At 69.7% G+C, this 25,853-nt stretch carries 25 protein-coding genes, 2 tRNA genes and 1 riboswitch; of the genes, 15 read left to right on the forward strand and 12 right to left on the reverse strand.

The genetic code is table 11. From position 1 onward, the window contains the following. Nucleotides 1-4: 4 nt before the first annotated feature. Nucleotides 5-1,408, forward strand: a complete 1,404-nt coding sequence (locus ACFYUV_RS41175) for an aldehyde dehydrogenase family protein (RefSeq protein ID WP_387679110.1) — start codon at nucleotides 5-7, stop codon at nucleotides 1,406-1,408. An 18-nt stretch (nucleotides 1,409-1,426) separates the two neighbouring features. On the opposite strand, the gene def is transcribed toward ACFYUV_RS41175, so the two are convergent. Further along, nucleotides 1,427-1,912 (reverse strand): peptide deformylase, encoded by a 486-nt coding sequence (def, locus tag ACFYUV_RS41180; RefSeq protein ID WP_352360448.1) that lies wholly within the window; start codon nucleotides 1,910-1,912, stop codon nucleotides 1,427-1,429. Nucleotides 1,913-2,002: 90 nt separating this feature from the next. On the opposite strand from def, the gene ACFYUV_RS41185 reads away from it, so the two are divergent. Beyond that, nucleotides 2,003-2,470 carry a ribose-5-phosphate isomerase gene (locus ACFYUV_RS41185; RefSeq protein WP_352323623.1) on the forward strand — a complete coding sequence of 156 codons (468 nt, stop codon included), beginning with the start codon at nucleotides 2,003-2,005 and terminating at the stop codon, nucleotides 2,468-2,470. On the opposite strand, the gene ACFYUV_RS41190 is transcribed toward ACFYUV_RS41185, so the two are convergent. Further along, the gene (locus ACFYUV_RS41190; RefSeq protein ID WP_387679114.1) at nucleotides 2,467-2,613 is read right to left on the reverse strand and encodes a hypothetical protein; all 147 of its coding nucleotides are present in this window, start codon (nucleotides 2,611-2,613) and stop codon (nucleotides 2,467-2,469) included. The two genes, ACFYUV_RS41185 and ACFYUV_RS41190, sit on opposite strands and share 4 nt — an antisense overlap. A gap of 24 nt (nucleotides 2,614-2,637) precedes the next feature. Next, nucleotides 2,638-3,870, reverse strand: a complete 1,233-nt coding sequence (locus ACFYUV_RS41195) for a GNAT family N-acetyltransferase (RefSeq protein WP_387679117.1) — start codon at nucleotides 3,868-3,870, stop codon at nucleotides 2,638-2,640. Between the two features lie 118 nt (nucleotides 3,871-3,988). Between ACFYUV_RS41195 and ACFYUV_RS41200 the strand changes: the two genes are divergently transcribed. After that, a complete protein-coding gene (locus ACFYUV_RS41200) occupies nucleotides 3,989-5,104 on the forward strand; it encodes a PP2C family protein-serine/threonine phosphatase (protein ID WP_352323620.1) in 1,116 nt (371 codons plus the stop codon). A gap of 167 nt (nucleotides 5,105-5,271) precedes the next feature. Here ACFYUV_RS41200 and ACFYUV_RS41205 read toward each other — a convergent pair whose 3' ends face one another. After that, nucleotides 5,272-5,868: a response regulator transcription factor gene (locus ACFYUV_RS41205; protein ID WP_352360440.1), complete on the reverse strand. Its 597-nt coding sequence runs from the start codon at nucleotides 5,866-5,868 to the stop codon at nucleotides 5,272-5,274. 155 nt (nucleotides 5,869-6,023) lie between these two features. Here ACFYUV_RS41205 and ACFYUV_RS41210 point away from each other — a divergent pair, with 155 nt between their 5' ends. After that, nucleotides 6,024-7,325, forward strand: coding sequence for a M50 family metallopeptidase (locus tag ACFYUV_RS41210; protein WP_358294654.1), 1,302 nt, complete (start codon nucleotides 6,024-6,026; stop codon nucleotides 7,323-7,325). A gap of 26 nt (nucleotides 7,326-7,351) precedes the next feature. Here the strand turns inward: ACFYUV_RS41210 and ACFYUV_RS41215 are convergent, their stop codons facing one another. Next, a complete protein-coding gene (locus ACFYUV_RS41215) occupies nucleotides 7,352-8,497 on the reverse strand; it encodes an amidohydrolase family protein (protein ID WP_387679119.1) in 1,146 nt (381 codons plus the stop codon). 151 nt (nucleotides 8,498-8,648) lie between these two features. Between ACFYUV_RS41215 and sigJ the strand changes: the two genes are divergently transcribed. Next, the gene (sigJ, locus tag ACFYUV_RS41220; RefSeq protein WP_387679122.1) at nucleotides 8,649-9,557 is read left to right on the forward strand and encodes an RNA polymerase sigma factor SigJ; all 909 of its coding nucleotides are present in this window, start codon (nucleotides 8,649-8,651) and stop codon (nucleotides 9,555-9,557) included. A 15-nt stretch (nucleotides 9,558-9,572) separates the two neighbouring features. Here the strand turns inward: sigJ and ACFYUV_RS41225 are convergent, their stop codons facing one another. The 3 genes from ACFYUV_RS41225 to ACFYUV_RS41235 all read right to left on the reverse strand — a co-directional run bounded on the left by ACFYUV_RS41225 (nucleotide 9,573) and on the right by ACFYUV_RS41235 (nucleotide 12,609). After that, nucleotides 9,573-10,550 carry a hypothetical protein gene (locus ACFYUV_RS41225; RefSeq protein ID WP_387679125.1) on the reverse strand — a complete coding sequence of 326 codons (978 nt, stop codon included), beginning with the start codon at nucleotides 10,548-10,550 and terminating at the stop codon, nucleotides 9,573-9,575. Nucleotides 10,551-10,555: 5 nt separating this feature from the next. Next, a riboswitch (cyclic di-AMP (ydaO/yuaA leader) is annotated at nucleotides 10,556-10,694 on the reverse strand. 68 nt (nucleotides 10,695-10,762) lie between these two features. Beyond that, nucleotides 10,763-11,833 carry a galactose-1-phosphate uridylyltransferase gene (gene galT, locus ACFYUV_RS41230; RefSeq protein WP_387679128.1) on the reverse strand — a complete coding sequence of 357 codons (1,071 nt, stop codon included), beginning with the start codon at nucleotides 11,831-11,833 and terminating at the stop codon, nucleotides 10,763-10,765. Then, complete coding sequence (locus ACFYUV_RS41235) at nucleotides 11,830-12,609, reverse strand: DeoR/GlpR family DNA-binding transcription regulator (RefSeq protein WP_387679129.1); 780 nt, start codon at nucleotides 12,607-12,609, stop codon at nucleotides 11,830-11,832. The genes galT and ACFYUV_RS41235 overlap by 4 nt, the downstream gene beginning before the upstream one ends. A gap of 137 nt (nucleotides 12,610-12,746) precedes the next feature. Between ACFYUV_RS41235 and ACFYUV_RS41240 the strand changes: the two genes are divergently transcribed. Next, a complete protein-coding gene (locus ACFYUV_RS41240; protein WP_387679150.1) occupies nucleotides 12,747-12,824 on the forward strand; it encodes a 50S ribosomal protein bL37 in 78 nt (25 codons plus the stop codon). A gap of 39 nt (nucleotides 12,825-12,863) precedes the next feature. Here the strand turns inward: ACFYUV_RS41240 and ACFYUV_RS41245 are convergent, their stop codons facing one another. After that, on the reverse strand, nucleotides 12,864-14,195 hold the full coding sequence (locus tag ACFYUV_RS41245; protein WP_387679132.1) for a TrpB-like pyridoxal phosphate-dependent enzyme: 1,332 nt from the start codon (nucleotides 14,193-14,195) through the stop codon (nucleotides 12,864-12,866). A gap of 74 nt (nucleotides 14,196-14,269) precedes the next feature. On the opposite strand from ACFYUV_RS41245, the gene ACFYUV_RS41250 reads away from it, so the two are divergent. After that, nucleotides 14,270-14,908 (forward strand): HAD family hydrolase, encoded by a 639-nt coding sequence (locus ACFYUV_RS41250; protein WP_387679134.1) that lies wholly within the window; start codon nucleotides 14,270-14,272, stop codon nucleotides 14,906-14,908. On the opposite strand, the gene ACFYUV_RS41255 is transcribed toward ACFYUV_RS41250, so the two are convergent. Continuing rightward, nucleotides 14,862-15,491, reverse strand: coding sequence for a uridine kinase (locus ACFYUV_RS41255; RefSeq protein ID WP_387679136.1), 630 nt, complete (start codon nucleotides 15,489-15,491; stop codon nucleotides 14,862-14,864). The genes ACFYUV_RS41250 and ACFYUV_RS41255 overlap by 47 nt on opposite strands. 79 nt (nucleotides 15,492-15,570) lie before the next feature. Beyond that, nucleotides 15,571-15,641, reverse strand: a tRNA-Gly gene (locus ACFYUV_RS41260). 89 nt (nucleotides 15,642-15,730) lie between these two features. Between ACFYUV_RS41260 and ACFYUV_RS41265 the strand changes: the two genes are divergently transcribed. Continuing rightward, nucleotides 15,731-15,807, forward strand: a tRNA-Pro gene (locus ACFYUV_RS41265). Between the two features lie 76 nt (nucleotides 15,808-15,883). Next, entirely contained in the window at nucleotides 15,884-16,384 is a 501-nt protein-coding gene (locus ACFYUV_RS41270) for a DinB family protein (protein ID WP_358294638.1), read from the forward strand. A gap of 16 nt (nucleotides 16,385-16,400) precedes the next feature. Here the strand turns inward: ACFYUV_RS41270 and ACFYUV_RS41275 are convergent, their stop codons facing one another. After that, the gene (locus tag ACFYUV_RS41275; protein ID WP_387679139.1) at nucleotides 16,401-16,892 is read right to left on the reverse strand and encodes an ATP-binding protein; all 492 of its coding nucleotides are present in this window, start codon (nucleotides 16,890-16,892) and stop codon (nucleotides 16,401-16,403) included. Nucleotides 16,893-17,124: 232 nt separating this feature from the next. Here ACFYUV_RS41275 and ACFYUV_RS41280 point away from each other — a divergent pair, with 232 nt between their 5' ends. From ACFYUV_RS41280 to ACFYUV_RS41305, 6 genes are all read left to right on the forward strand, one after another. Continuing rightward, nucleotides 17,125-17,991: a helix-turn-helix domain-containing protein gene (locus ACFYUV_RS41280; protein ID WP_387679141.1), complete on the forward strand. Its 867-nt coding sequence runs from the start codon at nucleotides 17,125-17,127 to the stop codon at nucleotides 17,989-17,991. 166 nt (nucleotides 17,992-18,157) lie between these two features. Then, nucleotides 18,158-19,543 (forward strand): trigger factor, encoded by a 1,386-nt coding sequence (tig, locus tag ACFYUV_RS41285; protein ID WP_352360392.1) that lies wholly within the window; start codon nucleotides 18,158-18,160, stop codon nucleotides 19,541-19,543. 472 nt (nucleotides 19,544-20,015) lie between these two features. Beyond that, on the forward strand, nucleotides 20,016-20,648 hold the full coding sequence (locus tag ACFYUV_RS41290; protein WP_352323605.1) for an ATP-dependent Clp protease proteolytic subunit: 633 nt from the start codon (nucleotides 20,016-20,018) through the stop codon (nucleotides 20,646-20,648). An 11-nt stretch (nucleotides 20,649-20,659) separates the two neighbouring features. After that, nucleotides 20,660-21,283 (forward strand): ATP-dependent Clp protease proteolytic subunit, encoded by a 624-nt coding sequence (locus ACFYUV_RS41295; RefSeq protein ID WP_352323604.1) that lies wholly within the window; start codon nucleotides 20,660-20,662, stop codon nucleotides 21,281-21,283. 184 nt (nucleotides 21,284-21,467) lie between these two features. Beyond that, the gene (clpX, locus tag ACFYUV_RS41300) at nucleotides 21,468-22,751 is read left to right on the forward strand and encodes an ATP-dependent Clp protease ATP-binding subunit ClpX (protein WP_185067261.1); all 1,284 of its coding nucleotides are present in this window, start codon (nucleotides 21,468-21,470) and stop codon (nucleotides 22,749-22,751) included. Nucleotides 22,752-22,814: 63 nt separating this feature from the next. Then, nucleotides 22,815-25,388 carry a valine--tRNA ligase gene (locus tag ACFYUV_RS41305; RefSeq protein WP_387679145.1) on the forward strand — a complete coding sequence of 858 codons (2,574 nt, stop codon included), beginning with the start codon at nucleotides 22,815-22,817 and terminating at the stop codon, nucleotides 25,386-25,388. The last annotated feature ends 465 nt before the right edge of the window (nucleotides 25,389-25,853 follow it).

The following is a 25,853-nucleotide window of genomic DNA, read 5'->3' on the forward strand; positions in this document are numbered from 1 at the left end:
CCCCATGCGCCAGCTGTATATCGGCGGTTCCTGGAACGCCTCTACGTCAGACGAGTCCATCGAGGTCGCCAACCCGGCCACGGAGGAGATCATCGACCGGGTGCCCGCGGGCACCCCCGACGACGTCGAGGCGGCGGTGACGGCGGCGCGGGAGGCGTTCCCCGCCTGGTCCGACACCTCGGCGGCCCAGCGCGGGAAGCTCCTCGGCCACGCGGCCGAGCTGCTCAAACAGCGTGCCGAGAGCGTCGCGGCGACGATCGCCACCGACATGGGCGCGCCCCTCGGCTTCGCGCTCAAGGTGCAGACGCTGATGCCCGCCGCCGTCCTGTCCTCCTACGCGCAGCTGGCCGAGAGCTACCCGCGCGAGTCCCGGATCGGCAACTCGCTGCTGGTCAAGGAGCCGATCGGGGTCGTCGCGGCCATCACGCCCTGGAACTACCCGCTGCACCAGATCATCTGCAAGGTCGGCCCCGCGCTGGCCGCCGGCTGCACGGTGGTGCTCAAGCCCAGCGAGGTGGCGCCGCTGGCGGCGTACGCGCTGGCCGAGATCCTCGACGAGGTGGGCCTGCCGCCCGGGGTGTTCAACCTGGTCAGCGGGCGCGGCCCGGTCGTCGGCGAGGCGATGGCCGCCCACCCCGACGTGGACATGGTCTCCTTCACCGGCTCCACCGTGGCCGGCCGCCGGGTCGCCGCGCTCGCCGCCGAGACCGTCAAGCGGGTGGCGCTGGAGCTCGGCGGCAAGTCGGCCAACATCATCCTGCCCGACGCCGACCTGGCCACGGCCGTCAAGGTCGGCGTGGCCAACTGCTTCATCAACGCCGGCCAGACCTGCTCGGCCTGGACCCGCATGATCGTCCACCGCGACCAGTACGACGACGCCGTCCGCCTGGCCGTCGAGGCGACCCGCAAGTACACCGTCGGCGACCCCTTCGACGAGGGCACCCGGGTGGGGCCCCTGGTGTCGGCGGCCCAGCGCGACCGGGTGGTCCGCTACATCAACCGGGGCCAGGAGGAGGGCGCCAGGCTCGTCGCCGGCGGCACCGAGCGCCCCCGCGAGCGCGGCTTCTACGTCGAGCCCACGGTCTTCGCCGCGGTCGAGCCGGGCATGACGATCGAGCAGGAGGAGATCTTCGGGCCCGTGCTGGCGCTGATCCCGTACACGAGCGAGGGCCAGGCAGTGGAGATCGCCAACGACACGAGGTACGGCCTGGCCGGCGCGGTGTGGTCGGGCAGCCAGGAGCGCGCGGTCGCCGTCGCCCGCAGGCTGCGCACCGGCCAGGTCGTCGTCAACGGCGGCCAGTTCAACCCGCTGGCCCCCTTCGGCGGCTACAAGCAGTCTGGGGTGGGCCGCGAGATGGGCGAGTTCGGCCTGGAGGAGTACCTGGAGATCAAGTCGATGCAACTGTAGGCCCCGGCCCGCCGCGGTCTACGCGCGCAGCATGATCCTGCGGGCCTCGTCCTTCGGCAGGCGGTCGACGTACAGCCTGCCGTCGAGGTGCTCGGTCTCGTGCTGGAAGCAGCGCGCCAGCGAGCCGCGGGCCTTGATGCGCACGGGCCGCTGCAGCCGGTCGACGCCCTCGACGGTGACGCCCGCGGCCCGCGCGACGGGGGCGTAGATCGGCGTGCGGGTGCGGCGGTCGGGCACCGACAGGCAGCCCTCCTCGTCGGAGACCTCCTCGGCGTCGTCGACGGTCAGCACGGGGTTGGCGACATGGCCCTTGCGCCCGGCGATGTCGTAGACGAACAGCCGCCGCGACACGCCGATCTGCGGACCGGCCAGGCCCACGCCGTTGACCGCGTACATCGCCTGGAACATCTCCTCGATCAGGCGGCGCAGCTCGCGGTCGAAGTCGGTGACGGGCTCGGCGGGCGTGCGCAGCACCGGATCGCCGATGACGCGGATCTCACGCATGCGTCTCCACTTTCGTAAGGACTGGGGAACGGTAGGGGTCCTTACTCTAGCCAGCGAGTGGGATCGGCGGGGCTGTGGAAGACTGGACGGGTGCGTGTCTACATCGGTGCCGACCATGCCGGCTATGAGCTCAAGAACCACCTCGTGTCCTGGCTCAAGGACCACGGCCACGAGGTGACCGACTGCGGTCCCTTCGTCTACGACGCCGAGGACGACTATCCGGCGTTCGTCCTGCGCGCCGCCGAGGGCGTCGGCGGCGACCCCGGCAGCCTGGGGGTGGTGATCGGCGGCTCGGGCAACGGCGAGCAGATCGCGGCCAACAAGGTGCGCGGCATCCGCGCGGCCCTGGCCTGGAGCGAGGAGACCGCCTCGCTGGCCCGCGAGCACAACAACGCGAACGTCGTCAGCATCGGCGCGCGCATGCACACGACCGAGGAGGCGACCAGGTTCGTCGAGGTCTTCCTGACCACCTCCTTCTCCGGCAGCGAGCGCCACAGCAGGCGCATCGCGCAGCTGACCACCTACGAGACGATCGGCCAGCTGCCCTCGCTGCCCTAGGTCTTGCGCCTGGCCTCGCGCCGGGGCGTCTCGTCGCGCAGGGGCCGCCGGTCGGCGGCCACCTGCTGCTCCTTCGACGGCCTGGACACGTCGCGGGCCCGCATGGCGATGGTCGCGGTGATCTGCAGACTTTGCAGGGCCATGCTCAAGAGCCTACGTCGTGCGTCTCAGAACACCAGCCCGGCCAGCGGCTTGGGGCTCCACGCCATGGCCGCGGCCAGCGCCCGCACCGCGCCCGGCGTGTGCTCGCGCAGCAGGCCCGCGCCGAGCTGCGCGCCGAGCAGGCCGTCGCCCAGGTACGCCGAGCCGAGGGCGGACACCGGCACCGTCAGGTGCGGCTCGTCGTCCACCGGCTTGCACTCCGCGCCGGTGGTGTCGGCGGTGAGCCGCCGGCGGCCGGCGTTCCACGGGCACACGTCGTCCTCGATCTCGATCACCAGGTCCACGGGGGCCGCGTAGGCGCGGGCGGTCAGGGCCCGGTCGACGTCCACCAGGCGTACCCACAGCTCGTCGGACCAGGTCGCGCGCAGCTGGCGGGAGTCGGCGAGCAGCGCGATCAGGGCGTCGTCCACCGGCCGGGCTTCCGCCTCCAGCCTGGTGATCAGGTCACGGTCCAGCATGTCGCGCCACAGCAGGGCGTAGGCCGCCGGATCGGTCGCCTCCAGCTCGAACACCCGCAGCTCGCCGCTGGGCACGCCGTTGGCGTCCCACGCCGACTTGGTGCGGAACAGCGCGTAACCGCGCACCTCCTGGTCGTCCTCGGCGAGCACCGCGCGCAGCGAGCCCCAGCCGCCCCTGTCGTGCTCCTCGTCGGCCAGGAAGGCGTCCCAGACGTGCCGGGTGCGCTCGTACCGGCCCGGACGCCGGGTCACGACGGCGGCGAACACCTTCTCGAAATCGGCCCTGGCCTCGGTGGGGGAGACCACCCTGAGCCGGAGCGCCGGGTCGGTGGGGGCGTCCCGCACGAACGCCGAGCGGTGCTTGTCAATCTTGTACGACAGTTCGCTGGCCGCCCTGCCGTACCCGAACCTGCCGTAGATCAGCGACTCGGAGGCGTAGAGGGCGGCCACCGACTCGCCGCGGTCGCGGATGTCGGACAGCTGCCGGCGCATCAGCGCCGACAGCACGCCGCGGCGGCGGTGCGAGGGAAGCACGCTGACCGCGGTCACCCCGCCCACGGGGATCTGGCGTCCGCCGGGGACGGTCATCGTGAGGCTGAAGACGGACGTGACGCCCGCCATGGTGGTGCCGTCGAAGGCGACCAGGGTGCGGTCGAACTCCGTGGCCGCCTTGTACCGCTCGTCCTGGGTGGGATGCGGCGTCCAGCCGAACCCCTCTGCGAGCACGCCGGCGAAGCCCGGCCACTCGGATTCGTCAATGGGACGGATCGGATAGGTCATCCGTCCACGGTAGGAGCGGGCAAAGGGGGACGGCCACCCAATATCCGTGCTTAATGATCAAGGCCTTGGTCAAGTGGGCTGCCCAAACAGGGGTCAGACCGATACAGTCACACGCATCATGAGTTCCCGTCCGGCGCCGTTGATTCCGCCACGGGTCCGTGCGGTCCTGGTGCGGGTGCCGTTCCTGGTGTCCGCCGTCCGGTTCGTCCGGAGAGGGCCGCTGGCCCGTGACCGCAACCTGCTCATCACCTTGACCGTGCTCTCGCTCGTCATCGGGCTGCTGGCGGCGAAGGTGTCCACCGAGTGGTTCTCGCCGTCGCTGCTCATCCTGGTCACCCTGATCGGCGGGCTGCAGCTGCGGCTGCGCAGCCTGGTCAAGCTGCTGGTGGCGGTGGGCGTCGCGCTGACCTACGTCGCGGCCACGCTCGGGGTGGCGCGGGTGGGGCTGGGGCTCACGGTGACGATCGTGTTCACCACCGTGCTGGCCGTGCTCATGGCCCGTACCCGGGGCAAGCTCGGCGTGCAGGGGCTGCGCGGCGACGCGATGCTGCTGGAGCTGCGCGACCGGCTCAGGAGCCAGGGCGAGCTGCCCCCGCTGCCGAAGGACTGGGGCGGCAAGGTGGTGCTCAAGCAGGCCGGGGGCTCGTCGTTCGGCGGCGACTTCCTGGTCTCCATGCGCGACGGCGACTCCGTGGAGATCGCCCTGGTCGACGTCTCCGGCAAGGGCGTCGACGCCGGCACCCGCGCGCTGCTGCTGTCGGGCACGTTCGGCGGGCTGCTCGGCTCGGTCGACGACTTCCTGCCCGCCTGCAACGCCTACCTCCACCGCCAGCGCGGCGACGAGGGCTTCGTGACGGCCGTGCACGTACGCCTCGACCTCGCCACCGGCGACTACACGATCACCTCGGCCGGCCATCCGCCGGTCGTGAAGCTCGACTCGGGCACCGGCAACTGGCAGGTCGCCTCGGCCAAAGGCGTGGTGCTCGGCGTGGTGCCCGACCTCCACTGCGAGCCCGACAGCGGCACCCTGCGTAAGGGCGACGCGCTGCTGCTCTACACCGACGGCCTGATCGAGCAGCCGGGGCGTGACATCGACGCCGGCCTCGACCGGCTGCTCGGCGAGGCGGAGCGGCTGCTGCCCTCCGGTTTCCGGGACGGCGCGAGGGCGCTGGTCAACGCGATGTCCTCGGGCCACAACGACGACTGCGCGCTGGTGTTGATCTGGCGTCCATAGTGACGTTTCACATGGGTCAGGTCGTGATGGCGGTCACTGGCAACGGGTTCGGCGGGCTGAGATCATTCGACTGTTCGGGTCCCGGCGGAGCGGCGCGGCTCCACCGGGCCCGTCATCTCGTCCGGTCCCGCACACCAGCCGCTACAACCAGCCGCTACAACCAGCCGCTACAACCAGCCGCTGTCGCTGGCGATGCGCACGGCGTCCAGCCGGTTGCGGGCGCCCGTCTTGCACATGATCCGCGACAGATGGTTGCGCACGGTGCCGACCGACAGGAACAACTGGTCGGCGATCTCGGTCGATCTCGCCCCGCCCGCCGCGATGCGCAGCACGTCGAGCTCCCGCCGGGTGAGCGGGTTGGCGGCCGACTGCAGGGCCGCCACCGCCAGCTCCGCCTCCACCGCCCGCCCGCCCGCGGCGACCTGGCGCACCCCCTCGGCCAGCCGCTCGGGCGCCACCCGCAGGCTCATGAACCCCAGCACGCTGCCGTTGAACGCCCTGCGCACCTGGCCGGGGCTCGGCCGGGCGGAGAGGATCAGCACCGAGCAGCGGGGGACCTGCTCGGTCAGCTGCGTGGCGACCGGCAGGCCCGGCAGGTCGAGATCGACGATCGCGACGTCGGGCGCGCTCGACCGCGCGGCCGGCAGCACACCGTCGGGGCTGCCCGTCTCGGCGACCACCCGCAGGTCGGGCTCGGCTTCGAGCGTGGCCTGCAGACCGCGTCGCACCAAGGGCAGGTGTTCGGCGATGAGTATGCGGATCAAGACGTCCCCCTCCATCGTCTCCCAGGGTGATCGGCTGATCGCTTACTGTCAATGCGGTCCGTTGGTTCACCAAAGTGCAGGCAAGCCCGAGGGATGTGCTGAGTTCGACTAGTCTGGGAACGTCGAGACCGTCTGTCTGCCTGGAGCGCGCGTAGATGAACTGGCTCTTTGTCGCCGGGATCCTTCTGTTCCTGGTGGGGTTGATGGTCTCCGTCGGCCTGCACGAGGTGGGCCATCTCGTGCCGGCCAAGATCTTCGGCGTCCGGGTCACCCAGTACATGGTCGGCTTCGGCTCGACGGCCTGGTCCATCCGCAGGGGCGAGACCGAGTACGGCATCAAGTGGCTGCCGCTCGGCGGCTACATCCGCATGATCGGCATGCTGCCGCCGCGTCCCGGCGACGCTCCCGGCAGGCTGCGCAGCGCGTCGACCGGGCCGTGGCAGGGCCTGATCGAGACCGCCCGCGAGGCCGCCATGGAGGAGGTGCGGCCCGGCGACGAGGATCGCGTCTTCTACCGCAAGAAGTGGTGGCAGAAGATCATCATCATGTCGGGCGGCCCGGCGATGAACTTCGTGCTCGCCTTCATCTTCTTCAGCGTCCTGCTGGTCGGCATCGGCCTGCCCAAGACCGCCCCGATCGTGTCGCCCGACACCAACACGTGCGTGATCCCCACCACCGAGGTGCGCAAGACGTGCGCGCCCACCGACGAGCGCACCCCGGCCGCCAAGGCGGGCGTCAAGGTCGGCGACCACATCGTCTCCCTCGACGGCCAGAAGATCGCGACCTGGCAGGACGCCACCCGCCTGATCCGCGGCCACGGCGCCGGCCCCGTCAAGCTGGGCATCGTCCGCGACGGCAGGCCGATGACGCTCGACGTCACCCTCATCGCCCGCGACATGGCGAACCCGACCGACGAGACCAAGATCGACAAGGGCGTCGGGTTCCTCGGCGTCGTGCCCTCCCAGGTCTTCGAGCAGCAGAGCATCGGGCAGGTGCCGGGCTACATGAGCGACCTGACCGGCCGCGTCGTGGGCTCGATGGTCAACCTGCCGGCGAAGATGGTCGGCGTCTGGAACGCCGCCTTCTCCGGCGACAAGCGCGACCCCGAGGGCCCGGTCGGCGTGGTGGGCGCGGGCCGGCTCGGCGGCGAGATCCTGGCCTCCGACATGTCCAACAAGAGCAAGCTGTTCACCTTCGTCAGCCTGCTGGCCGGGTTCAACCTGGCGATCGGCCTGTTCAACCTGATCCCGCTGCTGCCCCTCGACGGCGGCCACATCGCGGGCGGCCTGTGGGAGGGGATCAAGCGCGGCTACGCCAAGATCCTGCGCCGCCCCGAGCCCCGCTACGTCGACATCGCCAAGGTGCTGCCGCTCACGTACGCGATGGCGTTCGTGCTGATCATCATGGCCGGTCTGCTGGTCTACGCCGACCTGGTCAACCCCCTCACGCTCGGCTGACCCGGCCGGCGCGGCACGGACGGGGGTTACCGCGCCTGGCGCACCCCGCGACGCCAGACCTCGGCGATGTCGCCGACGGCGGTGACGTCCCGGGTGGCGTCGCCCTCGACCAGCACCAGGTCCGCGCGCAGCCCGGGGGCGATCCGGCCGCGGTCGGCCAGCCCGAAGTGCCGGGCGGGCACGCTGGTCGCGGCGGCCAGCGCCTCCTCGGCGCCGAGCCCGGCCTCGGTGAGCAACCGCAGCTCGCGGTGCAGTCCGGCGCCGTGGGCGGGCACGAACGGCGTGGCGTCCGTCCCGGCGAGCAGCGGCACGCCCGCGCGGCGCAGGGCCCGCAGCGCGCCGACGGCGTTGGCGGAGCTGCCCGGACGGGCGCAGTCGGCGGTCTCGACGTGCTGGGCCGTGATCGCCTCGAAGTAGGCCAGCGTGGTCACCACGAAGACCCCCTGGTCGCGCACCCGCCCGGCCAGGCGCGGCGAGGCCGGGTCGTCCGGCGTCAGGTCGGTCCACACGTGAGCCAGGCCGTCGACGCCGGCGTCGAGCGCGATCCCCACCTCGGCGGCGGTGATCGCGTGCGCGATGACCAGCAGGCCCGCCTCGTGCGCCGCCGCGGCCAGGGCGGCGGCGACCTCCGCCGTCATGACGGGGAGGTCGGCCCCGTGCACGGCGCCGTCGTCAATGACGATCTTGAGGTAGTCGGCCCCCTCGGCCAGCCTGGCCTGGACGAACGCCGGCGCCTGCGCCGGGTCGGAGACGAAGTCGATCGCCGTGACGTCGAGCCCGTCCAGGACGGTGCCCGCCAGGGCCCCCAGCAGCTGGGTCGGGTGCCCGCCAGGAGCGGTGGCCAGCGTGCCGGCGCTGCGCAGGTCGGCCACGTCGTCGTTCTCGGCGGCCAGCCGCCGCTGCCCGGCCAGGATCTGCGGCAGGCAGAACATGTCGAGCTCGGTGGTGACCCCGTACCGCAGGGCCTGGGCCAGGCTGCCGTCGAACACGTGGGTGTGCGCGTCGATCAGGCCGGGCAGCAGCGTCCTGCCCGTGCCGTCCACCTCGGCGTCGGCCGGGCGGCCGGCCCCGCTGCCGACCGCGGCGATCAGGCCGTCCTCGATCACCACGTCGGCCGTCGCGATGGTGTGCTCGCCGTCGAACACCCTGACATTGCGGATCACTGTACGCATTCCAAGCTCTCCCTTGTGAGTCGTGACGCCACCACAGAGGGGCAACCGGCCGGGAACTGTGACATGAGTGGCATAGATCACGCTTGATGCCTTCATGTCACAATCGCCACGCGTCTGGACTCTTCGGTTGCGACAGACGAGGAGGCACGCCATGACACCGACCCCGCGGCACCCCGCCGACGCCGCCACCGAGCAGTTCCTCGGCTACCGGGAACTGCTGTTCTCGGTGGTCTACAACATGCTCGGCAGCGTCGCCGACACCGAGGACGTGCTGCAGGAGGTGTGGCTGGCCTGGTCCGCCCGGCACCGCAGGCCGGACGCCGGACCGGTGGAGAACGTCCGGGCCTACCTGGTGCGGATCGCGGTGAACCAGGCGCTCGCCCGGCGGGCGGACCTGAGCCGCCGGCAGGAGACCTACGTCGGCCCCTGGCTGCCGGAACCGCTGGTCACGGCCCCCGACAACGCCGGAGGCGCCGCCGAGGGCGGGGAGTCGTTGTCGATGGCGGTGCTGGTCGTGCTGGAGACCCTGTCACCGCTGGAACGAGCGGTCTTCGTGCTGCACGAGGTGTTCGGTTTCAGCCACCCGGAGACGGCCGGCATCCTCGGGCGCACGCCGGCGGCGGTCCGGCAGCTCGCGGCCCGCGCGCGCCGCCACGTCCACGCGCGCCGTCCTCGTCACCGGCCCCAGCCCGACGTCCACGCCGAGGTGACCGAGCGGTTCGCCGCGGCCGCCCTCGGCGGTGACCTGCGGGCCCTGCTGGAGGTGCTGGCGCCGGAGGTGACCCTGTGGACCGACGGCGGCGGCAAGGGACCGGCCACCAGCCTGCACCCGGTCCACGGCCGGGACCAGGTCGCGGCGGTGTTCATGTCCGTCGCCGCGACGCTGACCCCGGGCGCGGTGGACCTGCGCTACCGGCGGGTGGCCGGCGACCCGTGCGCGCTCGTCTTCTCCGGTGACGGCCCGCTGGCCGTGGTCGTCGTCGATCTCACGCCCGAGGGCGACCGGATCGCCGCCGTCTACTCCGTCACCAACCCCGACAAGCTCACCGGCATCCGCTGAGCCGCCGGTCCGCGGCTAGTTCATCGAGATGTGCACGTGGTCGTAGTGGTTCTCGGTGATGCTGCCGCGGTCGGACATCGCGCGCCAGCCCGAGCCCTGGTTGATGCGCTGCTTCCAGATCACGTACTTGACGCCCAGCTTGGCCTTGTTCTTCAGCGCCCAGTCGGCCAGCCGGTCGCCGAGGGCGTTGTTGACGGCGCTCGGCATGGTGCCGCCTGTGCTCATCATGAAGTCGCAGGCCCGGCCGAGCGGGTGCTCGCCGCTGGAGCCGGACCGGAAGCAGCCCACCTCGTACGGCAGCGAGAAGTTCTTCTGCACCTGCGCGCGCATCAGCCGGGTGCGCGGCGTGATGTTGTCCGAGCCGGCCGGCAGCTCGGGCGCCCAGCTCCCGTCGGACTTCTTGCCCGGCCCGAACGGCACCAGGTCCTGGAGCTTCTTCTTGATGTCGTCGATGACGTCCTGGGCGTCGTCGCGCTGCTCGGCCACCTCCGCCGTGCCCGCCTTCAGCTCCGTCGCGAGCGCGGCGGCGGCCGTGGCGGCCTTCTTCTGGTCGTCGCGGGCCTTGGCCACGCTGTCCACGACCGCCTGCTGCTCGGCGGTGAGCTGTTCGAGCACGGCCGCGCCGCCGCCGTCCGGGGTCATCATGAACGCCGGCAGGGAGGTGTCGCCGTTCTGGTAGCGCAGCCGGGCGATCTCGGCGACCCGCTGCTCGGCCGTGGCCAGCGCCTGCTCGGCGGCGGCGAGCCGCTGCTGGGCCGCGGTGGCGGCCTGCTGGGCCTTGGCCAGCTCGACCCGCTTGAGGTTGTACGTCTCGATGAGCTTGTCGACCTTGCGGTTGAGCTCCTTGAGCTGGGCCCGCAGCTGCGCCTCGGACGGCTTGGGCGCGGCCGCCACGGCGGCTGCCCCGGAGACCGAGGCCGCGGCCGGATGGACGAGCAGGGCGGTGGCGGTGATGAGACCGACGGCAAGACTCGCGGGGGACGAAGCCGCCACGTGGTTGTTCCTCTCCCTCTGCCGGCCGGGTTAGCTGACGGGTTCGGGCACGGGAGCAGTCCCTACCACTTGCGCGGATTCACCCCGGATGCGATGGGTCCCCGGCTCCCGGGCAACACGCCCGGGATTAGGCGTACAACGACCGTTATGGCCGATGTCTAACGGGATATTAGTGGTAGATCACGAGTCATGCGACTTTAATGAGAAACCAATTAGTGATCAATTCGTGATCGCAACATGCGTGCCGCCTCCTCCGGCAGCACGTCGTTGACGAAGGCCCCCATGGCCGACTCCGAGCCCGCCAGGTACTTCAGCTTCCCGGGCGCCCGCCTGATGCTGAACAGCTCCAGGTGCAGGTAGGCCAGCTCACGGCCGTACCGCACCGGCGCCTGGTGCCAGGCCGAGATGTACGGCATCGCCACCCCGAACAGCGCGTCGAGCGCCCGCAGCACCGAGGTGTACAGCGGCGCGAACGCGGCCCGCTCCTCCTCCGACAGCGCCGCCAGGTCGGGCACCTGCCGGTGCGGATACACGTGCACCTCGAACGGCCAGCGCGCGGCGGCCGGCACGAACGCCGTCCAGAGCTCGTTGGCGGCCACCACCCGCGTGCCGGCGGCCTGCTCGGCGGCCAGCACGTCGGCGAACAGGTTCCCGCCCGTGTGCCGCGCGGCGGCCCCCAGCTGGAGCTTGGTGCGCGGGGTCACGTAGGGATAGGCGTAGATCTGCCCGTGCGGGTGGGGGAGCGTGATGCCGATCTCCTCGCCCCGGTTCTCGAAGCAGAACACCTGCTCGACGCCCTCGATGCCGGACAACTCGGCCGTGCGGTCGGCCCACGCCTCCATGACCAGCCTGACCTGGGCGTTGGAGAGCCTGGAGAAGGAGGAGGAGTGGTCGGAGGTGAAGCACACCACCTCACACCGCCCGACACCCGGCCGCACCTCACTCAGGCCGCCGACATCCCCGTAAGTCCCAAAATTTCCGGAGAAAGAGGGGAAGCGGTTCTCGAACACCACCACGTCATAGTCATGGGCCGGGATCTCCGACGCCCGCGTGGCGGACGACGGGCACAACGGGCACTCGTCGGCCGGCGGCAGGAACGTTCGCGTCTGCCGGTGGCCGGCGATCGCGATCCACTCCTCGGTCAGCGGGTCGTAGCGCAGCTCGGAGGCCACCGGCCGCGGATCGAGCGGCCGCCGGTCGATCGCGCTCCGGTCGGCGTCGTCGCGCCGGTCGAAGTAGATCAGCTCTCGGCCGTCTGCCAGGTGGGTGATGGTGCGCTTCAAGGCGTGCCCTCCGCGATGATCAGTTCTCCGGCCCGTTCGGCCAGCTCGGTGCGTGCTTCCTCGGGCAGCCCCGCGTCGCTGATGACCACGTCGGCCTCGGTCAGCTCGGCGATCGTGCTGATGCCGACCGTGTTCCATTTGGTGTGGTCGGCGGGGACCACCAGGCGGTGCGCCGCGGCCACCAGCTCCCTGTCGGTCTCGGACTCCAGCAGGTTGGGCGTGGTGAAACCGGCGCGCAGGCTCATGCCGTGCACCCCGAGGAAGAGCGTGTCCACGTGCAGGCGGCGGATGGCCGCCACCGCCACGGGGCCGACGAGCGCGTCGGAGGGCGTGCGCACGCCGCCGGTCAGCACGACCGTGCGGTCGGCGCGCGGGTTGCGGTGGAAGACGTCGGCGACGGGGATCGAGTTGGTGATCACGGTCAGCTCGGGCACCGCGACGAGGTGGTGGGCCAGCGCCCACGTGGTGGTGCCGGCGGAGAGGGCCACGGCGGTTCCCGGCCGGACGAGGGTGGCCGCGTGCCGCGCGATGGCCTCCTTCTCCTGCTGCTGGCGGGCGGACTTGGCGGTGAAGCCGGGCTCCTCGGTCGAGCCGGGGCCGAGGGCCGTCGCGCCGCCGTGGACCTTCTCCAGCAGCCCGCGCTCGGCCAGCACCTCAAGGTCGCGGCGTATCGTCATGTCGGAGACGCCGAGCTCGCGCACGAGGTCGGCCACCCGGACGCCGCCGCTGCTGCGTACGCGTTCGAGGATCGTCTGCTGACGCTGCTGTGCGAGCACGCCCACCCCTTCCAACAGATTCCACCAAATTATGACACGAGATTGTTGAGGAATGTTAGGTCACGGCGTATCGCTTGTGCGGCCCGCGGGCAGGGGAGACCTTGAAGGTCACGATCCCGACCGCTGGAGGTGAGCCCATGGCGAAGCGTGCACGCAAGGGCAGGGGGCGCAAGAAGAAGAAGGCGAACCACAGGAAGCGCCCGAACGCGAACTGAACACGGGTGGCCGCGGGTCTCGCGGCCACCCGTGTCATCTCAGCCGGGCAGCTCGGTGAGCGCCTGGTCGAGGCGCTCCTGCGGAAGCGAGTAGTCCTCCAGTTCGCCGGCCAGATGGCGGTCGTAGGCGGCCAGGTCGAAGTGGCCGTGCCCGCACAGCGCGGTGAGGATCACCTTCTCCTCGCCGCTCTCCTTGCAGCGCAGGGCCTCGGCGATGGTCTCGGCCAGCGCGTGCGTGGGCTCGGGGGCCGGGACGATGCCCTCGGTCCGCGCGAAGCGCACACCCGCCTCGAAACACTCGCTCTGGGTACGGGTCACCGCCTCGAACAGCCCCAGCTCGTACATGTGGGACAGCAGCGGCGCCATGCCGTGATAGCGCAGCCCGCCGGCGTGGATCGGGTCGGGGACGAAGGAGTGCCCGAGGGTGTGCATCTTCAGCAGCGGCGTCAGCCCGGCGGTGTCGCCGAAGTCGTAGGCGTACACGCCGCGGGTGAACGACGGGCAGGCGGCCGGCTCGACCGCCCTGAATCGGGTGCCGATCCGTCCGGCCAGCTTCTCCCGCAGGAAGGGGAAGGCCAGGCCGGCGAAGTTGGAGCCGCCGCCGGTGCAGCCGATGACCAGGTCCGGCAGCTCGGGCAGCTGGGCCAGGGCCTCCTCGCCGATCACCGTCTGGTGCATGAGGACGTGGTTGAGCACCGAGCCGAGCGCGTACCGGGCCTCGGGGTTCGCGGCGGCCACCTCGACCGCCTCGCTGATCGCCAGCCCCAGGCTGCCGGGGGAGGCGGGGGCGTCCGCCAGGGCCTTGCTGCCCGCGCCGGTGAGGGGGGAGGGGCTGGGGTGGACGGTGGCGCCGTACACGCGCATGAGCGAGCGCCGGTACGGCTTCTGGTCGTAGGACGCCCGAACCATCCAGATCCGGCATTCGACGTCGAACTGGGCGCAGGCGAACGCCAGGGCCGACCCCCACTGTCCCGCGCCGGTCTCCGTGGTCAGCAGCCGCACGCCCTCCTTGGCGTTGTAGTACGCCTGCGGCACGGCGGTGTTCGCCTTGTGCGACCCGGCCGGTGAGACGCCCTCGTACTTGTAGTAGATGCGGGCCGGCGTGTCGAGGGCCTTCTCCAGCCGGTGCGCCCTGATCAGCGGCGTGGGCCGCCACAGCCGGTAGACGTCGATGACCTCCTTGGGGATGGGTACGTAGCGGTCGCCGCTGACCTCCTGCGCGATGAGCTCCATGGGGAACAGCGGCGCGAGGTCGTCCGGCCCGACGGGACGGCGGGTGCCGGGATGCAGCGGCGGCGGAGGCGGCACGGGAAGATCGGGAACGATGTTGTACCAGTTGCCAGGGATCACCGTTTCAGTTTGAGCCGCCACTGTGGGCCGTCAAGGGTCTGGACACGGACACGTTCCTTCTTTACCTTGGTTGAATCAGTTCACAGGAGTAGCATATGAAAATCGATGCGGTCGTGTTCGACATCGGCGGGGTGCTGGAGCTGACGCCGTCCCTGGGCGTGACGGCCAGGTGGGAGGAGAAGCTCGGCCTGCCCGCCGGGCACATCGACGCCCGGCTGGAGCCGACCTGGCTGGCAGGGGCGGTCGGCGAGATGACGGAGGAGCAGGCCGGCGCCGAGGTGACCAAGGTGCTCGGCGCGCACGCCGGGGCGTTCATGGACGACGTCTGGACGGAGTACCTCGGCACGCCCAACACCGAGCTCATGGCGTACCTGGGCGCCCTGCGTCCGCGCTACCGCACGGGCCTGGTGAGCAACAGCTTCGTCGGCGCCAGGGAACGCGAGCAGGCCGCGTACGGCTACGCCGGCCTGGTGGACCACATCGTCTACTCGCACGAGGCGGGAGTGCGCAAACCGGATCCGCGCATCTACCTGACGGCCTGCGACGCCCTCGGCGCCGACCCCGCCGCCACGGTGTTCCTCGACGACCACGAGCCGTACGTCGAGGGCGCCCGCGCGGCCGGCCTGCACGCCGTGCGCTTCACCTCGAACGCCCAGGCGATCGCCGAGCTGGACGCGCTGCTCGGGCTCAGCCGTCCGTCAGCACCGCCGGCCGGTCCGGATGGTCGGCCCTGACCACCACGTCGGCGGCCCGCTGCGGGCGCGCCTCGCGTTCGTACCGCTCGTAGGCCGGCAGCCGCCACCGCTCGTCCTGCGGCGTGCGCCGCGCCAGCGCCCCCGCCGACAGCCACACGTGCACGCTCACCTCGAACGGCAGCCCCCGTCCCAGCAGCAGCGTGCCGTCCACGAGCACCACCCCGCCCGGCGCCAGCTCCCGGTACGGCAGCCGGTACGCGCGATCGATCCCGCTGTCCCACAACGCCGGCAGCACCCGCCCCGAGCCGCCCGGCTCCAAGGGTTCGAGCACCTCGCGCAGCAGGCCCTTGACGTCGAGCCAGTCCTCGTAGAAGACGTCGGGATCGGTCCGGCCGTGTTCCAGCCGGAGCGAGGCCGGCCGCAGGAAGTCGCCCGCCGACACCCGCAGCACGGGCCTGCCGCGCAACCGCAGCGGCGCGACCAGCTCGTCGGCCAGCGCGCCGGGCCCCGCCGCGGGCGCCCCGTCGACCGCCACCCGCACCCAGGCGTCCTTGGGCCACGCGGCGACGAGCTCGGCCAGCTCCTCGACGAGCGCCTCCCGGGAGATCGGACGTGCACGCATCGACGCCAGCCTACGCCCCCGAAGATCACAAAAGGCCAGGCCCCCCGAACCGGGGATGACCTGGCCTTTCGCCTGCGAGAGCGGACGACGGGAATCGAACCCGCGTAGCTAGTTTGGAAGACTAGGGCTCTACCATTGAGCTACGTCCGCGCGAACCGGTCGAACTCTGGTCTAGACTTCATCCGGTCGTCAGGGCGTAAGCGTACCGGAGTCACGGACCGCATGCGCACCCGGCGAGGCGGGGCGTGGCGCAGCTTGGCAGCGCGCTTGCTTTGGGAGCAAGAAGTCGCAGGTTCAAATCCTGTCGCCCCGACCAGGTCATCGGCCCCCTCCGACGCGGAGGGGGCTTCTTGGTTCGCGGAGCCGGACGAAGTGCCCCTTAAGGTCGAGGCGTGACAGACAATCGTGTGCCCCCGCCCCTCACCGGCGACGAACGGACCGTGCTCGGCAACTGGCTCGAATGGCATCGCGGCACGCTGGCCGTCAAATGCGCCGGCCTGACCGACGAGCAGCTCAGGCTCCGCTCCGCCGAGCCGTCCGCCATGTCGCTGCTCGGCCTGGTCCGGCACCTGGCGCACGTGGAGCGCGTCTGGTTCCGCCGCGTGCTGAACGGCGAGGACATCCCCCGCCTGTGGAACAAGGACGTCGACAACGACGCCGACTTCAACGACGTGGACGACGCCTCGGTGGAGGAGGCGTTCGCCACCTGGCAGGACGAGATCGAGCGCGCCCGCGCCATCTCGGCCGCCAAGCCCCTCGACGCCGTGGGCGACCGGAACGGCCAGGACTGCACCCACCGCTGGATCCTCGTCCACATGATCGAGGAGTACGCGCGCCACAACGGCCACGCCGACCTGCTGCGCGAGCGCATCGACGGCGCCACCGGCGAGTAGCGGCCAGGCCGGGGGCTCAGCCCTCTTCGGGGCCCTCTTCGGCGCGGAACAACGCCCACACGGCCTTGCCGCCGCGGTCGAGCGGGTCCCAGCCCCAGCACTGGCTGTAGGTCTCGACGATGTAGAGGCCGCGCCCGTTCTCGGAGATGAAGTCCGGCTCCTTGCGGCGCGGCACCTCGTCGCTCGGGTCCGCCACCGCCAGCAGCACGTGCGGCGACACGCGCATCAGCAAGAGCTCGATCTCCCGCCGGCCGGCCGCGTACATCGCGTACCGCACGGCGTTCGTCACCAGCTCGGACACCACGAGCGCGGCGTCGTCGCTCAGCTCGTGCAGGCCCCATCCCCGCAGCGTGGAGCGGGTCACGTCCCTGGCGGTCTTCACCGAGTCGGCCTGGAAGGGCAGCGGGCACGCGGTCGTGTTCGGCTTCCCGCCCTTGAGCAGGTGGTCGAACCCCACCTCACGGGTGATCTGCAGGCAATCGGCAGTGGCCAGAGGATCCTCCACCATGCCGCCGATACCTCCCCGTAGCCCTCGGTTTAGTGCATGTTTGGCCCACAATGCACTAAGCCATCATGGGTCACGAACGCGGCGGCTGCAAGACCCAAATGCACGTGCAGCTGCAATGTGCAACAGCATGCGCCTTTTGGGGCAAATCTCTCCTAATCGGACACGAGGTTGAGACCTTGTCATACCCGGCAATGTGGTGTCACTGTGTGTGCGGACCTTGATAGGAGGCAAAGTGACGCAGAACCAGCCGGGTTCCGGGCCGACGGCGCTGCGCATCCTCCTGGGCTCCCAGCTGCGAAAGCTCAGGGAGGCGAAGAACGTCACCCGCGAGGAGGCGGGGCACCTCATCAGGGGCTCCGAATCCAAGATCAGCCGCATGGAGCTGGGCCGGGTGGGGTTCAAGGAACGTGACGTCTCCGACCTGCTCACCCTGTACGGCGTCGTGGACCCGCAGGCGCGAGCCGCCGTCCTCGACCTGGTGGCCACCGCGAACGAACCCGGCTGGTGGCACCGGTTCAACGACGTCCTGCCCACGTGGTTCCAGGCGTACGTCGGCCTTGAGGAGGCCGCCGCCCGGATCAGGACCTACGAGGTCCAGTTCGTGCCGGGCCTGCTGCAGACCAAGGAGTACGCCCGGGCGGTCGTCACCGCCGGAGCGGCGGGCATCGCGGCGGAGGAGATCGCCAGGAGGGTCGACCTCAGGCTCGAACGCCAGCGCATCTTCGACCGGCCGGACGGTCCGATCTTCTGGGCCGTGATCGACGAGGCGGCGCTGCGCCGGCCCATCGGCGGCGTCGAGGTCATGCGCGCCCAGCTCGAACACCTCATCGACCTCATGCGGCAGCCCAGCATCACCATCCAGATCATGCCGTTCAGCTTCGGCGGCCACAGCGCCGAGGGCGGCGCCTTCAGCATCCTGCGCTTCCCCGACCGCGACCTGCCCGACGTCGTCTACGTCGAGCAACTGGCCAGCGCCCTGTACCTGGACAAGCGTGAGGACGTGGACCGATACACGGAGGTCATGGAGCGGCTGTGCGCCGTGAGCACCACTCCTGATGAGACGATCGATCTGCTGCGGACGATCGCCGAGGAGTTCTGACGGCGACGGCGTCGTTGTTCGGTACGCATCTGCCCTAGACTGGCCATCGGCGTTGGATCCCGCCGTGGCGGAGCATGCCCAACGCCGCTCATGTGGGCGCGGCGCGTGAGCCGTACCGAATGGACGCGCCCGCGATCACTCGTAGCTTGATCAAGGAGACCATTCCGTGAAGACCGCTGTCGAGGAGCTCAGCCCGACCCGGGTCAAGCTCACCGTCGAGGTGCCGTTCGAAGAGCTGCGCCCGAGCATGGATGCGGCGTACAAGAAGGTCGCGCAGCAGGTGCGCGTCCCCGGGTTCCGGCCTGGCAAGGTTCCGGCCCGCATCATCGAGCAGCGCTTCGGCCGGGCGGTAGTGCTGGAGGAGACCCTCAACGACGCGGTGCCCAAGCTCTACGGCCAGGCCGTCGACGAGGTCGACGTGTTCCCGGTGAGCCAGCCCGACATCGAGGTCACGAAGATCGACGACGGTGAGCAGATCGAGTTCACCGCCGAGGTCGACATCCGGCCCAACTTCGAGGTGCCCGACTACCAGGGCGCCGAGATCACCGTCGACTCCGCCGAGGTCTCCGACGAAGACGTCGACGCCCAGCTCGACTCGCTGCGCCAGCGCTTCGCGACGCTGACCGGCGTCGAGCGCGCGGCCGCCAACGGCGACTTCGTGGTGATGGACCTGCGCGCCGAGATCAACGGCGAGAACATCGAGGAGCAGCAGGCCAGCGAGGTCTCCTACGAGGTCGGCGCCGGCTCGGTGCTCCAGGGCCTCGACGACGCCCTCGTGGGCATGTCCGCGGGCGAGGAGAAGAGCTTCAAGACCGAGCTCGTCGGCGGCGAGAACGCCGGCGAGGAGGCCGACGTGATCATCAACGTCAAGTCGGTCAAGGAGAAGGTCCTGCCCGAGCTCGACGACGAGTTCGCCCAGCTCGCCAGCGAGTTCGACACGCTCGACGAGCTCAAGGCCAGCATCCGCGAGCAGGCCCGCCGCAACAAGCTCATCGACCAGGTCGTCCAGGCCCGTGAGAAGGCCCTCGACGCCCTGCTCGAGAAGATCGACATCCCGCTGCCCGAGAGCGCGCTCAAGGCCGAGGTCGACGCCCGCAAGCACAACCTCGACCACCAGATCGCCGAGAGCGGCCTCAGCCGCGACGCCTTCTTCCGTCTGTACCAGACGACGGAGGAGGAGCGTTTCGCCGAGTTCGACAGCAACTCCGCCAAGGCGCTCAAGGTCGGCTTCGTGCTCGACAAGATCGTCAAGGCCGAGGAGCTGGGCGTCAACGAGCAGGAGCTGACCAACTTCGTGGTGCGCCGCGCCATGGAGATGGGTGTCCAGCCCAACGAGCTGGCCAAGCACCTGGCCGACAACGACCAGCTCACGCTGGCCATGGTCGAGATCGTCCGCGACAAGGCCAAGTCCGTGCTGGGCGACGCCGCCAAGGTCGTCGACAGCGAGGGCAACGAGGTCGACCTCAAGGCCATCTACGCCGAGATCAACGGCGCCCCGGTCGAGGAGGAGGCCGACGAGGCCGCCGAGTCCGAGGAGAAGGCCGAAGCCTGACCTTCCCCGAAGCCCCCGAACCCCATGGGTTCGGGGGCTTCGTGCTGTCCGGCCGCGGCGGCGCGCCTTCCGCGTCCGCGAGCACGGCCGAGCGCGTGTACGCGCCCACAAGGCACCTGACGATCCCGCGGGGCGCGAACGGCCCCTCAGGCGCGCGGGCCGCCCTTCGACGGCTCGACAGCCCCTCACCGCCACCGCCCGCGCGACCGCCTCCCCGCCGCCGGACGGCATCCACCGGTACGCAACCCCACAAGCTCCATGAGCCCCACCAGCACGGCACCATTCCTGCCGAAACGCCCACAGAGCCGGACCATGAGCTGGACGTGGAGGAACGGCGTAGGCTGACAGAAGACCGGCCACCCAGACCTGCGCCGTCAGCGAACAGTACGGGGGACCGGGCATGACCTGTGGGCGTCGCGCGTTAAGGTCACAAGCAAAGCCAATCACTTACGACGCATCGGAAGGTGACGCTGTGACCAGCCCGCCGACCTTCTATCAGCCTGAGTCGCGAGGCCGTGAGAACGGCTCGTCCTTCCGGCTTGAGGACCAGCTTTACCAGCGCCTGCTGCGTGAGCGCATCATCGTGCTCGGTCAGGAGGTCAACGACGAGATCGCCAACCGGATCTGCGCCGAGCTGCTGCTGCTCGCGGCCGACGACCCCGAGCGCGACATCACGCTGTACATCAACTCGCCGGGGGGCTCGGTGAGTGCCGGTATGGCGATTTACGACATGATGGAATATGTGCCTAACGACGTGTCCACGGTGGTGATGGGCATGGCCGCCTCCATGGGGCAGTTCCTGCTCACCGCCGGCGCCCGCGGCAAGCGCTACGGCCTGCCGCACGCCCGCGTCATGATGCACCAGCCGTCCGGCGGCATCGGCGGCACCGCGGCCGACATCGCCATCCAGGCGGAGCAGATGCTCTACGTGAAGAAGACGCTCGCCGAGCGGATCGCCTTCCACACCGGGCAGCCGCTGGACCAGATCGAGTCCGACTCCGACCGTGACCGCTGGTTCACGGCCGAGGAGGCGAAGGACTACGGCTTCATCGATCACGTGGTGCGCAGCGCGCGGCAGGTGCCCTCCGTGGGCCCGGTCTCCTAGGGGGAGCTGACATGAACATCCAGAGCCGTTACGTTCTCCCCTCCTTCGTCGAGCGCACGTCCTACGGCGTGAAGGAGATGAACCCGTACAACAAGCTCTTCGAGGACCGCATCATCTTCCTCGGAGTGCAGATCGACGACGCGTCGGCCAACGACGTGATGGCCCAGCTGCTGACGCTGGAGTCGCTCGACCCCGACCGTGACATCAGCATCTACATCAACTCGCCCGGCGGCTCGTTCACGGCCATGACGGCGATCTACGACACGATGCAGTTCGTCCGGCCGGAGATCCAGACCGTCTGCCTCGGCCAGGCCGCGTCCGCCGCGGCCGTGCTGCTGGCCGGCGGCACCCCGGGCAAGCGCTTCGCGCTGCCCAACGCCCGGGTGCTGATCCACCAGCCCTCCACCGAGGGCGGTGGCCAGGGAAGCGACATCGAGATCCAGGCCCGCGAGATCCTTCGCATGCGATCCCTCCTTGAGGACATCGTGGCGAAGCACACGGGCAAGGCCTCCGCCGACATCCGCAAGGACATCGAACGCGACAAAATTCTCAACGCGGACGAGGCAAAGGCGTATGGTCTGATCGACGACATCATCCCGACCAGGAAGAAACGAGCTCAGGCCGTCGCTTCCTAGTTGAGATGTGACGCACCGGAGCGCTGCCCAATAGGGCACGTTCCGGTGCGACTCGCCGCTAGGGGGCTCACTGAGGGCCCAGAAGACGGTAACGTCGAAACCTGAGCGGTTCGGCCTAGTCCGGAGGATGTCCGGAGACACTGCTCGCGTGAGCAGGGCGGTCCCACGCAAAGGAGTATCTGGGGTGGCACGCATCGGCGACGGGGGAGACCTGCTGAAGTGCTCTTTCTGCGGGAAGAGTCAGAAGCAAGTCAAGAAGCTCATTGCCGGTCCAGGCGTCTACATCTGCGATGAGTGCATCGATCTCTGCAACGAGATCATCGAGGAGGAGCTCTCCGAGTCCTCCGAGCTCAAGTGGGACAACCTGCCCAAGCCGAGGGAAATCTACGAGTTCCTCGACGCCTACGTCATCGGACAGGACAAGGCGAAGAAGGCGCTCTCGGTGGCGGTCTACAACCACTACAAGCGGGTGCAGTCCGGTGACCGGGGTAGAGACGACGGCCTTGAGCTGGCCAAGAGCAACATCTTGCTGCTCGGGCCGACCGGGTCGGGAAAGACTCTCCTCGCACAGACTCTGGCGAAGATGCTCAACGTGCCCTTCGCCATCGCCGACGCGACGGCCCTCACCGAGGCCGGCTACGTCGGCGAGGATGTCGAGAACATCCTGCTCAAGCTCATCCAGGCCGCCGACTACGACGTCAAGAAGGCCGAGACGGGCATCATCTACATCGACGAGGTCGACAAGATCGCCCGCAAGAGCGAGAACCCGTCGATCACCCGCGACGTCTCCGGCGAGGGCGTGCAGCAGGCGCTGCTGAAGATCCTCGAAGGCACGACGGCCTCGGTGCCGCCGCAGGGCGGGCGCAAGCACCCGCACCAGGAGTTCATCCAGATCGACACCACCAACGTGCTGTTCATCTGCGGTGGCGCCTTCGCCGGCCTCGAAAAGATCATCGAGTCGCGCATCGGCAAGAAGGGCATCGGCTTCAACGCCATCATCCGCTCGAAGGAAGAGGTCGACACGGCCGACATCTTCGGCGACGTGATGCCCGAAGACCTGCTGAAGTTCGGCATGATCCCCGAGTTCGTCGGCCGCCTGCCGGTCATCACCTCGGTGCACAACCTCGACCGCGAGGCCCTCATCCAGATCCTCACCGAGCCCCGCAACGCGCTGGTCAAGCAGTACCGCAAGCTGCTGGAGCTCGACGGCGTGGAGCTGGAGTTCACCGACGGCGCCCTGGAGGCCATCGCCGACCAGGCCATCCTGCGCGGCACCGGCGCCCGCGGGTTGCGCGCGATCCTGGAGGAGGTGCTCCAGTCCGTCATGTACGAGGTGCCCTCCCGCCAGGACGTCGCCCGCGTGGTCATCACCCGCGAGTCGGTGCTGGAACACGCGATCCCGACGCTCGTCCCGCGCGACCAGCTCGCCGCCAAGCAGCAGCGCACGCCGCGCGAGAAGTCGGCCTGACCGTCCGCTGAAAACGCCCCCGGGTTCGTCCCGGGGGCGTTTCGCTTGTCCGGCTCCCTAGAATTGGTGCTTGTGACAACGCAAGAGCTGCCCACCCAATACACGCCGGCCGACGTCGAGACCCGTAGCTACGAGCGCTGGGTGTCCGAAGGCTACTTCCACGCCGACCCGGGCAGCTCGCGCGTGCCGTACAGCATCGTCCTCCCGCCGCCCAACGTGACGGGCGTCCTGCACATCGGTCACGCGCTCGACCACTCCATCCAGGACGCGCTGACCCGCCGCGCCCGCATGCAGGGCCGCGAGACGTTGTGGCTGCCCGGCATGGACCACGCCGGCATCGCCACCCAGAACGTCGTGGAGCGCGAGCTGGCCAAGCAGGGTCTGTCCCGCCACGACCTGGGCCGCGAGGCGTTCGTCGAGCGCGTCTGGGAGTGGAAGGAGGAGTCCGGCGGCCGGATCCTCGGCCAGATGCGCAAGCTCGGCGACGGCGTCGACTGGGAGCGCGAGCGCTTCACCATGGACCCGGGGCTGTCACGGGCCGTCCAGACGATCTTCAAGAAGCTCTTCGACGACGGGCTCATCTACCGCGCCGAGCGCATCATCAACTGGTGCCCTCGCTGCCTGACCGCGCTGTCCGACATCGAGGTCGAGCACAGCGAGGACGAGGGCGAGCTCGTCTCGATCCGCTACTCCGACGAGATCGTCGTGGCCACCACCCGCGCCGAGACCATGCTGGGCGACACCGCCGTGGCCGTCCATCCCTCCGACGAGCGCTACACCCACCTGGTCGGCACGATGGTCGAGGTGCCGCTGACCGGCCGCATGATCCCCGTGGTCGCCGACGAGCACGTCGATCCCGCCTTTGGCACCGGCGCGGTCAAGGTCACCCCGGCCCACGATCCCAACGACTTCGAGATCGGCCGCCGCCATTCGCTGCCGTCCCTCACCGTCATGGACGAACGCGGCGTCATCACCGCCCACGGCCCCTTCCAGGGGCTCGACCGCTTCGAGGCGCGCCCGGCCGTGGTCGCCGCGCTGCGCGCCGAGGGCCGCATCGTCGCCGAGAAGCGTCCCTACCTGCACTCGGTCGGCCACTGCTCGCGCTGCAAGACCGTGGTGGAGCCGCGGCTGTCGCTGCAGTGGTTCGTCAACGTCTCGCCGCTGGCCAAGGCCGCCGGCGACGCCGTGCGCGACGGCCGCACCCGCATCCACCCGCCGGAGCTGGCCAAGCGCTACTTCGACTGGGTCGACGACATGCACGACTGGTGCATCTCCCGTCAGCTGTGGTGGGGCCACCGCATCCCGGTCTGGTACGGCCCGGGCGGCGAGGTCGTCTGCGTCGGCCCCGACGAGGAGCCGCCGGCCGGCTACACCCAGGACTCCGACGTCCTCGACACCTGGTTCTCCTCCGGACTGTGGCCGTTCTCCACGCTCGGCTGGCCCGACTCCACCCCGGAGCTGGAGAAGTTCTATCCGACGTCCGTGCTCGTCACCGGCTACGACATCCTGTTCTTCTGGGTGGCCAGGATGATGATGTTCGGCCTCTACGCCATGGACGGCCGTCCGCCGTTCCAGACCGTGGCCCTGCACGGCATGGTCCGCGACCAGTACGGCAAGAAGATGTCGAAGTCGTTCGGCAACGTGGTCGACCCGCTCGACTGGGTCGAGCGCTTCGGCGCCGATGCCACCCGCTTCACGCTGCTGCGCGGCGCCAACCCCGGCGCCGACGTGGCGGTGAGCGAGGAATGGGCGGCCGGCTCGCGCAACTTCTGCAACAAGATCTGGAACGCCACCAGGTTCGCGCTGATGAACGGCGCGGCGGTGGGCTCGCTCGACGGGCTCGACCTCACCGCGGCCGACCGCTGGATCCTGTCCCGCCTGCAGACCGTGGTGAGCGCCGCCGACGCGGCCTTCGACGAGTACGAGTTCGCCAAGGCCTCCGACCTGCTCTACCACTTCGCCTGGGACGAGGTCTGCGACTGGTACCTGGAGCTGGCCAAGATCCAGCTCGGGGAGGGGCTCGAACACACCCGGCTCGTGCTCGGGCACGTGCTCGACGCGTTGCTGCGGTTGATGCACCCGCTGGTGCCGTTCGTCACCGAGGAGTTGTGGCGGGCAGTGACGGGTGGCGAGTCGATCGTCGTGGCTCCCTGGCCGCAGACCGACGCCCGCTACGCCGACCCGGCGGCCGAGGCCGAGATCGACGCCCTGCAGGAGCTCGTGACCGAGGTCCGCAGGTTCCGTTCCGACCAGGGGCTCAAGCCCGGCCAGAAGGTGGCCGCCCGTCTGGGGTTGTCCGGCACGCCGCTGGAGGCCCAGGAGAGGGCGATCCGTGCGTTGCTGCGGCTGACCGAGCCGGCGGAGACGTTCGACGCCACAGCGCGCCTCAGCGTGGGCGCGGTGACCGTGGAGATCGACACCGCGGGCGCCATCGACGTCGTGGCCGAGCGCAAGCGCCTGGAGAAGGATCTGGCCGCAGCCCGGAAGGAAGCCGCGCAGGCGGCCGGCAAGCTGGGCAACGAGCAGTTCATGTCCAAGGCGCCCGACGACGTGGTCGCCAAGGTCCGCAGCCGGGCCGAGCAGGCCGCCGCGGACATCGCGCGCCTTGAGGCACAGCTGTCCGGGCTCGGGGTTTAGAGCATACGAACGCGGGGAAGGTCCATTCGTTACCGAAGATGGACCTTCGACGTCCTCAGGGCTGCTAGAGTTTTCAACGCGGGGCCGATCGGCCCCGACACCCCTTCTGATCAACCCCGACTTTCGGGCTGTCTGACCTGGCGGTTGGACAAAGGCCGGAAGTTAGAGTAAGTTAGCAGGGTTGCTCCGAAACGGAGCAGGTCCGGAAGCTCCCGGATCGGGCGGTTTGACAAGAATCGTCCGGATCTGGTAGACTGAAGGAAATGAAATGTGAGCGCCTCTGAGCGGGGATCCGGGAACGGGTTCTGGTGAGGAAGTACGCGTCCGTTTCTTGAGAACTCAACAGTGTGTTAAAAGCCAGTGCATGAATCACATGCATAACCCCGTCCAAATCTTCGGATGGACGGATTCCTTTTTGGTTGGGTTCAACCACTTTTCCAAGCATTGTTTGGAGAGTTTGATCCT

The organism is Nonomuraea sp. NPDC003560 (assembly GCF_042878785.1).
Classification (GTDB): Bacteria; Actinomycetota; Actinomycetes; order Streptosporangiales; family Streptosporangiaceae; genus Nonomuraea.